The following is a 9,640-nucleotide window of genomic DNA, read 5'->3' on the forward strand; positions in this document are numbered from 1 at the left end:
TGCCGCCGGCGCCGATGCGCTTCTCGAAGCGGAAGCGGCCGGGGAGCACGTAGGGCACCAGGGCCGCCTCCAGGTCCCGGTCGCAGCCCGGGCAGCGGCGGTGGTGCACCAGGTAGAGCCGGCCGCAGCCGAAGCACTCCTGGGCCGCAGCGGTGCTGGGCAAGCGGTTCTCGTCTTGGGCGGCCGCGCTGCGGGACGAGGTCAAACGCTGGATGTCCATCGCCAGCGCGGCGGCGTTGGCGATGGCGGAGAGCAGCTGGCGATCCTCTCCCAGGAACGGCAGGCCGCTCTTCTTCTCGCCCAGGGCGATGATCCCCAGCAGGCTACCGTCGGAGGAATAGACCGGCATCAGCGAGCGAAAATCGCCGTCCAGCAGCCAGGCCAGGTCCTCGGCGCCCAGACCGTCCAGGGTCTTGCGGGCGGTCTCCGGGTCGACGTCCAAGGCCTGACGGCTGGAGGACACCAGCGAGAGCAGCGGGCACGCGGTACCCAAAGGCTCCACCCGGCCGGAAGGGTCCACCAACTCTCCCCGATCCGGCTCCTCCACCAACAACGCCACCGACTCCAGGTGCAGCGCACGGTCGATGCCATGGGTCACCAAATCCGCCAGCTCACGGTGGTCGCGGGTACTGCGAATGCGCTCCACCAGCGGGGTGAGGATGCGGCGGGCGTCATATTGCTCGCGGAAATACCGCCGGTCCACCGCCTCCAGCAGGTTCCGGCGGCGGGCGAAGGTGAAGAGGCCGAAGCCGGTGGCGGCGAAGAGCAGCAGGGCGCTGGGGCCGGAGAAGATCTCCACCAGGGTGTGGGAGCGCTGGAGGTAGAGGTAGGCCGCCAGACCGAGCAGGGGCACCACCGCCAGGAGCAGCGCCGAGTAGCGGGCAAGGCTGTATTGCAGCGCCTTGCGGGCGATGAAGCGCACCGCCAACACCCGATGCACCAGCACCGCATAGCCGGTGGTGAAGGGGATGGAGAGCAGCGGCGTGAAGACGATGAACCCCATGGTGCGGGTTCCCGTCGGCGTGTCGATCCAGGGGGTGAGGGCGGGGAAGAGCTCCTCTAGCAGAATCACCAGCACGAAGGGCCCCAGGCCCACCGCGAGAGCGCTGAGGAAGACGCGCACTCGGCGGTTCTCCCGCATGTCTCCGACGCCGGCCCGCAGCAGCGCGCAGGGAATGGCCAGCCCCACCAGCAACACCGCCACCGTCCCGTAGTGGGAGCCCACCGTCCGCGGCGCCAGCAGATGGCTGAGGCGGGGAGCCTGGTAGGCCGCCAGCCATTGTTCGAAGAGCAGCGGCAGGCGCAGCGCCAGGATCACCAGCCCCACCGCGCCGGCGAGGAAGGTACCCGCCCGCACCACTCGGTCGATGGGGAAGCGGGTGCGCGCCCGCGGGAAGAGCGCGATGAAGCGCCAGAGCAAGAACGGCGCGAAGACGGTGACGGGGATCCACAGGATCAGCTGTAGCAACGGCACCGGCATCCAGCCGGGAGAACCCAGGAACCGCTCCAAAAGGCGCTCGCCGTAAACCGCCGAGACGGTGAGAAAGAACGCTCCAAGAACCACCGCCCGTTCGTCCCGCGCTCCTCCCACCACCAGCAGCGCCGCTCCGAGGGCGAAGACCAGAGTCAGCGCCAGGTGCAGGCTAGGCGGATAGGCATGACCATCCTGAGCGTTGGTGGGCAACCACAGCGTCCAGGGCGACAGCACCAGGGCGAGGACGACCTTGGTCGCTGCCACCCCAACCAACAAACGGATGGGGAGCGAAGCGTTCATGATGCGGTCCGGTTTTGGGCGGTGATCCTCCTCGGTACCCTAGCAGCCCGTGGTGAAAGTCAGACGCCAGCGAGACGGAAGGCTCGAAAGCTCTGATCCTCAGGTCAGGGTCTGGGCTTCGTCATCCGCTGCCTCGGTGATCAACTCCCTTCCTCGCAAAAACGCGAGCGACCATCGTCGATGACGATCTGACAGGCCTCCAAGGCCTGCTCGGCGTTGACGTCGTAACGCTTTTCCACGATGGCCTGGGCGAAGATCACCTCTCCCACCCGCTCGCATTTCCTCAGCACCGCATCCTCGAGGGATTCCCATTCCTTGAGCATCTCAGGAGACAGCACCCTCTCCGCTTTCTCCCGCAAAGCCTTGGCGGCCTGCGGCAGAAGCCTGATCTCGTTGGTGCAGAGTCCCCTCCCGACAGCGAGCAACATCTGTGCGATGACCGTGTACTCCGTAGGCTCATTCTCCGGCATGCTTCCTCCATGGGGCTACGACACCCTGCACCCTCTGGCCCGGGGGCCCCAGGGCCGGGCTCCCCACCTCGCAGCGCGCCGCGCCGGTTTTTGGCTGGTAAACCTTCCTATTGTACCTTGTTGTCTACAACACTGCCGAATCCTCCGATCCAACGGTCCACCGCGTCCTCCAGAACCCGCAGCGGCACCGCCCCGCTCCCCAGCACCAGATCGTGGAACGCGCGCACGTCGAAACGCTCTCCCAGCGCCTCCTCCGCCCGGCTGCGCAACTCCCGGATCTTCAGCTCGCCGAGCTTGTACCCCAGCGCCTGCCCCGGCCAGCCGATATAGCGGTCCACCTCGGTGGTGATGTTGTGGAGTGAGAGGGCGGAATTCTCCGCCATGAAGTCGATGGCCTGCTGGCGGCTCCAGCCGAAGGCGTGGATGCCCGTATCCACCACCAGCCGGCAGGCGCGCCACATTTCGTAGGTCAGGCGGCCGAAGTCACTGTAGGGATCGGTGTAGAAACCGACCTCCAGCCCCAGACTCTCCGAGTACAGCGCCCAGCCCTCGACGAAGGAGGCGGCGCTGAAGAAGCGGCGCAGGGGGACCAGGTCGAGCTCCTGCTGGAGCGCCAGCTGGAGGTGATGACCGGGCACCGCCTCGTGGAGGCTCAGGGCCTCCAGCTCGTAGAGCGGCCGGCTCGGTAAGTTGTAGGTGTTGACGTAGTAGAAGCCGGCCCGGCTGCCGTCGCCGGCGGGCTGCTCGTAATACGCCGGATAGGTGTTGGGAGCCAGATAGTCCGGCACCTCTTTCAGGCCGTAGGGAGTGCGGGGCAGCTTGCCGAAGAGCTTGGGCAGCTGGCCGTCCATGCGCTTGGTGATGAGCGCCGCCCGCTGCATCAGCTCCTCCCCGCTCTTGGGGTAGAACTGGGGATCGGTGCGCAGAAAGTCGATGAACGCCGCCAGATCCCCCTCGAAGCCGGTCTCCTGCATCACCGTTTCCATCTCGGCGCGGATCCGCTGCACCTCCGACAGGCCGATCTCGTGGACCTCCCGGGGAGTGATGTCGAGAGTCGTGTACTTGCGCACCTGCTGGGCGTAGTAGGCCTCGCCGTCGGGGAGCTCGGAAGCACCGATGCTCTCCCGGGCTTTGGGCACGTACTCATCCCGGAGGAAATCCCGGAAGTCCCGATAGCCGGGGATCACCGAGGTGGTGATGGCTTCCCGGGCCTCCTGCAGCAGGCGCTGGCGCTCCTCGGCGCTGAAGCTTTCCGGCAATTCTTCGAAGGGCGCCCACAGCAGGCTCTCCTCCGGCGTCTCCACCACCTGCGGCTCCACCGTCTTGACCGCTCCCTCCATCACCAGCCGCGGCGACACCCAGCCGGTCCTCAGCCCTTCGCGCATGAGCTCGATGTGGCCGGCGGCGTAGTCGCGGAAGCCCCGCAGGCGGGAGAGGTAGTTCTCGTAATCCTCCAGGCTGCGCGGGTCCATCAGGTCCGGCAGTTGGAGGAAATAGAGGTGGAAGCCCCAACGGTCGGAGATGGGGATGCGGTAGGTGCCCATCTCCAGGTCAGCAACTTCTTCCTCCAGCTTCCCCCGGAAAATGTCGTAGTCGACCTGCCGCTCCGCCGACAGCTGCTTCCGGCTCAGCTTGTCGAGGCGCAGGAGCATGACCTGCTTGGAGCGCTTCTCCAGATCCAGAGCCTCCAAGGAGACTTTTGGCAGACGGTCGGCGAAGAGGTCGGAGCCGACCGCGGTCGCCAAGAGCGGATCGCGACCCAATCGCTCGTCCCAATCCCACTCCAAGAAGGTGAGCAATCGTTCGTCCGGGGTTCCGTAGTCGGGATTCGACGCGAACGAGGCGAAAGGCCATAGAAAGACGAGGACGAGGCACAGAGCGAGCTTGTTCACGAGAGGACCTCCTGAGCGAGACGGACAGAACGAGGTGGTAGGGATTCCACGGGGCTGGGCTGCGCAGAGCTTGGTGCTCCACGACCTACGGCGCGACGATGACCTCTCCGCCGCGCAGAACAAAGCGCACGTCCTGGGCCACGGTGATGTCCTCCAACGGGTTGCCGGGCACGGCGATGAGATCCGCCAGCCGGCCGGCTTCGATCACTCCCCGATCCTCCACTCCCAGCAAGTCCGCGGCATGGACGGTGGCGGTGCGCAGCGCTTCCAGCGGGCTCATGCCCCGATCCACCAGGGAAGCCAGCTCGCGGGCGTTGAGACCGTGCTGGTAGACCCCGGCGTCGGTGCCGTAGGCGATCTTCACCCCGGCCTCGATGGCCCGGCGCAGGCTGTCCTTGGCGCGGGGCAGGATCCACTCCGCCTTGGTCCGCACCGGCGGCGGCAGGATGTCCAGGTCGATGGCGTCGGCCAGATAGGTGGTGGGCACCAGGTAAGTTCCCCGCTGCTTCATTTCCTGGAGAATCTCGTCGGTGAGCATCGAGCCGTGCTCGATGGAGGCGACCCCGGCGCGCACCGCCGCCAGGATGCCTTCGGCACCGTGGGCGTGGGCAGCGACCTTCAATCCGTGGCGCCGGGCTTCTTCCACCACCGCCGTCAGCTCTTCTTCGGAGAATTGCTGCGCTCCCACTGGGCCTTCGAAGGAGAGCACCCCGGCGGTGGCGCAGATCTTGATCACCTGGGCGCCGTGCTTGATCTGGTAGCGAGCCGCTTTGAGCAACTCGTCCGGCCCGTCCGCAACGCCGTGCTCCGGCCCCCGCTCGGCAACGCCCGGAGCGTAGCCGGTGGTGTCGCAATGGCCGCCGGTAATGCCCAAGGAATGGGCAGCGGGGACGATGCGCGGCCCCACGATGAGCCCCTTCTCCACCGCCCGTGCCAGCGCCACGCCGGAGAAGCCTCCGGAGCCCAGGTTGCGGACGGTGGTGAATCCCGCCTCGAGGGTTCGCCGGGCGTTCCGCGCGCCCCGCAACGCCGCCTCCGCCGCCGTCTCCTTCACCGCTCGGTGGACCCAATCTCCTTCCAGATCTCCCGTGAGGTGGGTGTGCAGATCCATCAGCCCCGGCAGCAGGGTGTGGTCCCCGAGATCGACGATCCGCGTCCCCTCCGGCACCCCCTTCACCCCCAGCGACTCGATCCTCTCCCCCCGCACCACCACCACCGCATCCTCCACCATCTCCCCGGAGACCACGTCGAGCATACGGTCCGCCCGGATCACCAGCAGCGACTCGTCGGCTTCCTCAGCGGCCGTGGGAAGAGACAGCAACACGAGGAGAAGCAGGAGTCCGCGCACGGAGAGCGAGCCCCAAGGAGACGAAGCTCCAGTAGACGAGAAAAGACCGGGCATAGAGAGACCTCCGGAACGGTGGATGGAAGGCTGTGGGAACGACTACCGGTATTGTAGCGCGCTCCGGTTCCGGAGATGCCCGGCGCCGCGACCTCAATCGAGGTACTTATACGCCTCCAGCGTGAAGAAGTCCGCCAGGTCGTCGGCGAGGACGAGGCGGTCGAGGAGGGCGGCGGCGGTGCCGAGCTCGCCGCTGGCGGAGCCGCCGAGGCGGGCGAGCTCCTGGTCGCGGACGAGGAGGTAGAGGTCCTTGTCCACCGTCCGGCCGTCCTCCAACGTGGCGCCGCGGTGCACCCACTGCCAGAGTTGGGCGCGGGAGATCTCGGCGGTGGCGGCGTCCTCCATCAGATTGTGGATGGCGGCGGCGCCGACGCCCTGGAGCCAGGCGTCCATGTATTGGAGGGCGACATTGACGTTGGTGCGCACGCCGTCTTCGGTGACCGTGGCACCAGGGACGGTGAAGTCGGCGAGGGCCTCGGCGGTGACCTTCACGTCTTCGCGCAGCTTGTCCTTCTGGTGCGGCGCATCCCCCAGCACGCGGTCGAAGATCTCCAGCACTACCGGCACCAGATCCGGGTGGGCCACCCAGGTGCCGTCGCTACCCTCCGCGGCCTCCCGCTCCTTGTCCTCCCGGACCTTGGCCAGGGCCACGCGGTTGACCTCTTCGTCCCGGCGGCTGGGAATGAACGCCGCCATGCCGCCGATGGCGTGGGCGCCGCGGCGGTGACAGGTCTGGACCAGCAGCTCGGCATAGGCGTGCATGAAGGGCACCGTCATGGTGACCTGGGCGCGGTCCGGCAGATAGAAGTCCCGATGCTTGAAATTGCGGATGGCGCTGAAGATATAGTCCCAGCGGCCGGCGTTGAGACCGGCGGCGTGCTCCCGGAGCTCGTAGAGGATCTCGTCCATCTCGAAGGCCGCCAGCAGCGTCTCCACCAGCACCGTGGCGCGGATGGTGCCGCGGGGGATGCCGAGTGCCTCCTGGGCGTGGATGAAGACGTCGTTCCACAGCCGCGCTTCGAGATGGCTCTCGAGCTTCGGCAGGTAGAAATAGGGACCGCTGCCGCGCTCGAGAAGCTCCGCTGCGTTGTGGAAGAAGTACAGCCCGAAGTCGAGGAGACTGGCCGAGACCGGGACGCCACCCAGGGTGACGTGCTTTTCTTCCAGATGCCAGCCCCGAGGCCGCACCATCAGCGTCGCCAGCTCTTCGCCCAGCCGATACTGCTTACCCTGGGCATTCTCGAAGGAGAGGGTGCGGCGCACCGCGTCCATCAGGTTGACCTGCCCCTCCACCACGTTCTCCCAGGTGGGAGACATGGAATCTTCCAGATCCGCCATGAAGCATTTCGCCCCGGAGTTGAGGGCGTTGATCATCATCTTGCGGTCCACCGGGCCGGTGATCTCCACCCGCCGATCCTGAAGATCGTCCGGCGCCGACGCGACCCGCCAATCCCCCTCCCGGACCGCCCGGGTCTCCTCCAGAAAGCCCGGGACTTCCCCCTCGGCAATAGCCTCGGCGCGGGCTTTGCGGCGCTCCAGCAACTCGCGACGGCGCGGGCCGAAGCGGTTCTCGAGGTCGGCGACGAAGGCCAGGGCCTCCGGAGTGAGGACGACCTCCGCGGCACGGGAGGAAGGTGCCACCACTTGTAGCTCGGAGGTGGGTAGCTCGGAGTTGGGTTGCTCGGAGTCGGCGGCGGGGCTCTGCTGGGACGGAAGGGATGCGGTCTGAGTCATGGCGTCGGGCTCCAGGAGGTTGAGATGAACGATCTAAGCGCGGGGGCGGCGCGGAAGCGAAACCGGACCCCGAGCCCAGAACGGCCCGGGGTCCGAAGAATCGGCGGAGCGGACGTCTTAGCCCGCGGCCACCGCCCGCGGTCCGGAGAACTGCTCCGTCTCGGTGGAGCCTTCCAGCGCGGTGGTGGAGGCGGTGCCGCCGCTGATCACCGTCGCGACGGCATCGAAGTAGCCGGTGCCGACGAAGGCCTGGTGCTTGGTGGCCCGATAGCCCTCGACCTCGGAGGCAAACTCCGCTTCCTGGAGCTTCGAGTAGGCCGCCATGCCCTCGGCCTTATAGCCCTGGGCGAGCTCGAACATGCTGTAGTTGAGGGCGTGAAAGCCCGCCAGGGTGACGAATTGGAATTTGTACCCCATGGCCCCGAGCTCGCGCTGGAAGCGGGCGATGGTGGCCGAGTCGAGGTTGCTCTTCCAATTGAACGACGGCGAGCAGTTGTAGGCCAGCATCTTGTCCGGGTAGAGCTCGCGCACACCCTCGGCGAACTGCTTCGCCTCCTCCAGGTCCGGATGCGAGGTCTCGCACCACAGCAGGTCGGCGTAGGGGGCGTAAGCGCGGCCGCGGGCGATGGCCATCTCGATGCCGCCGGTGATGCCGAAGAAGCCTTCCACCGTGCGGTCGCCGGTGAGGAAGCGGTGGTCGCGCTCGTCGACGTCGCTGGTGAGCAAACGGGCGCTGTCGGCATCGGTGCGGGCGATGAGCACCGAGGGCACGTCACAAACGTCGGCGGCGAGGCGGGCCGCCACCAGCTTCTGAACGAATTCCTGTACCGGCACCAGTACCTTGCCGCCCAGGTGACCGCATTTCTTGGCGCTGGACAGCTGGTCCTCGAAGTGCACCCCGGCGGCACCGGCGGCGATCATCGCCTTCATCAGCTCGAAGGCATTGAGGTTGCCACCGAAGCCCGCCTCGGCGTCCGCCACCAGCGGCGCCAGCCAATGGCGCTCCCGGTTGCCGGCGGCGTGCTCGATCTGGTCGGTGCGCAGCAGGGCGTTGTTGATGCGCTGCACCAGGGCCGGCACGCTATCCGCCGGATAGAGACTCTGGTCGGGGTACATCTGGCCGGCGTTGTTGGCGTCGCCGGCGACCTGCCAGCCGCTGACGTAGACCGCCTGCAAGCCGGCGTTGATCTGCTGGACCGCCTGGTTGCCGGTGACGGCGCCCAGTGCCTGGACAAAATCCTCGGAATGCAGGAGTCGCCACAGTCGCTCGGAACCCAGACGCGCCAGGCTGTGCTCGATCTTGACGGATCCGCGCAGCCGGTCTACGTCGGCTTCGGTGTACGGACGCTCGATCCCGTTCCAGCGGTCGTTGTTCCTACGATCCTGCATGATTCCGACCTCCCAAAGGCTCTTGGGCTCAATTCAAAGCCCGATGTTCAATATATCGAACCATCGTTCGACTTCTTAGCATGATGCCGCACCACGGCACCTACGTCAACCATTCTACAGAATCAATGTTCATCATTTCGAACAAATCAACCAAAAGCCCCAAAAACAAGGCCTGCTGGCTCCGCTCGAAGAACTCATATGTTCATTATAACGAATCACGCCAAGCTGCGGCATAGGTTTCCGGAGGAGAAAACGGGGTTTATCGGGCTTTGTCACACGGTTGCGCCTTGCATCAGCCGCTCACCATGTTCAAAATAGCGAACGAGCCGTCTCCCCTTAGACATCGCATTCGCTCTAGAAATCGCAACCGAAAGAAGAAGCCCGTGCCCAAGCCCGAACCCTCCTCCACCGCCGTCGACCGCGCCCTCAACATCCTCGAGCTGGTCGTGGAGAACGGCCGGGGGCTGACCAACTCCGAGATCAGCAACCGGCTGGACATCCCCAAGAGCACTGCCAGCTATCTGCTGCGCACCCTCGAACAGCGCCGCTATCTGCGCCGCGACGAATCCAGCGGCCGCTACACCATCGGCATCAAGGTGGTAGGCCTGGCCAAGGACGCCGCCGAGTTCGTCGACCTGCGGGAGGCTGCCAAGGGGGTGATGGAGAAATTGGTCGAGCGGACCCGGCTGACGGCGCACTTGGCGGTGCTCGACCATGGCCGCGCTATTTACATCCACCGAGCGGAGATTCCCGGGTTCCTGCGCATCAACACCTGGGTGGGCAAGGATCTGGCGGTGCACTCCACCGCCGTGGGCAAGATCCTCACCGCCCCCCTGGGGGAAGACGAAGTGCGCGCCATCCTCGCCACCCACGGCATGGAGGCCAAGACCCCCACGACGTTGACCACCCCGGAGGCCTTCCTCGAAGAGCTAGCCCAGGTGCGCACCCAGCGCTACGCCGTGGACGATGAGGAGAACAA

At 66.3% G+C, this 9,640-nt stretch carries 7 protein-coding genes; 1 reads left to right on the top strand and 6 read right to left on the bottom strand.

Annotated features, from left to right (window positions below; all coding sequences use genetic code 11):
• From SX243_23310 to aceA, 6 genes are all read right to left on the bottom strand, one after another.
• Positions 1–1,774: hypothetical protein (locus SX243_23310; GenBank protein ID MDY7095914.1), on the bottom strand; the 1,774-nt coding region annotated here is incomplete at its 3' end.
• A 140-nt stretch (positions 1,775–1,914) separates the two neighbouring features.
• The gene (locus SX243_23315) at positions 1,915–2,244 is read right to left on the bottom strand and encodes a hypothetical protein (protein ID MDY7095915.1); all 330 of its coding nucleotides are present in this window, start codon (positions 2,242–2,244) and stop codon (positions 1,915–1,917) included.
• A 107-nt stretch (positions 2,245–2,351) separates the two neighbouring features.
• Positions 2,352–4,136, bottom strand: a complete 1,785-nt coding sequence (locus SX243_23320; protein MDY7095916.1) for a DUF885 domain-containing protein — start codon at positions 4,134–4,136, stop codon at positions 2,352–2,354.
• A gap of 85 nt (positions 4,137–4,221) precedes the next feature.
• On the bottom strand, positions 4,222–5,460 hold the full coding sequence (locus SX243_23325; GenBank protein ID MDY7095917.1) for an amidohydrolase family protein: 1,239 nt from the start codon (positions 5,458–5,460) through the stop codon (positions 4,222–4,224).
• A 171-nt stretch (positions 5,461–5,631) separates the two neighbouring features.
• Positions 5,632–7,272, bottom strand: coding sequence for a malate synthase A (aceB, locus tag SX243_23330; GenBank protein ID MDY7095918.1), 1,641 nt, complete (start codon positions 7,270–7,272; stop codon positions 5,632–5,634).
• Between the two features lie 117 nt (positions 7,273–7,389).
• Positions 7,390–8,661, bottom strand: coding sequence for an isocitrate lyase (aceA, locus tag SX243_23335; GenBank protein MDY7095919.1), 1,272 nt, complete (start codon positions 8,659–8,661; stop codon positions 7,390–7,392).
• A 383-nt stretch (positions 8,662–9,044) separates the two neighbouring features.
• On the opposite strand from aceA, the gene SX243_23340 reads away from it, so the two are divergent.
• A partial coding sequence (locus tag SX243_23340) for an IclR family transcriptional regulator (protein MDY7095920.1) occupies positions 9,045–9,640 on the top strand: 596 nt, incomplete at its 3' end.

The organism is Acidobacteriota bacterium (assembly GCA_034211275.1).
Classification (GTDB): domain Bacteria; phylum Acidobacteriota; class Thermoanaerobaculia; order Multivoradales; family JAHZIX01; genus JAGQSE01.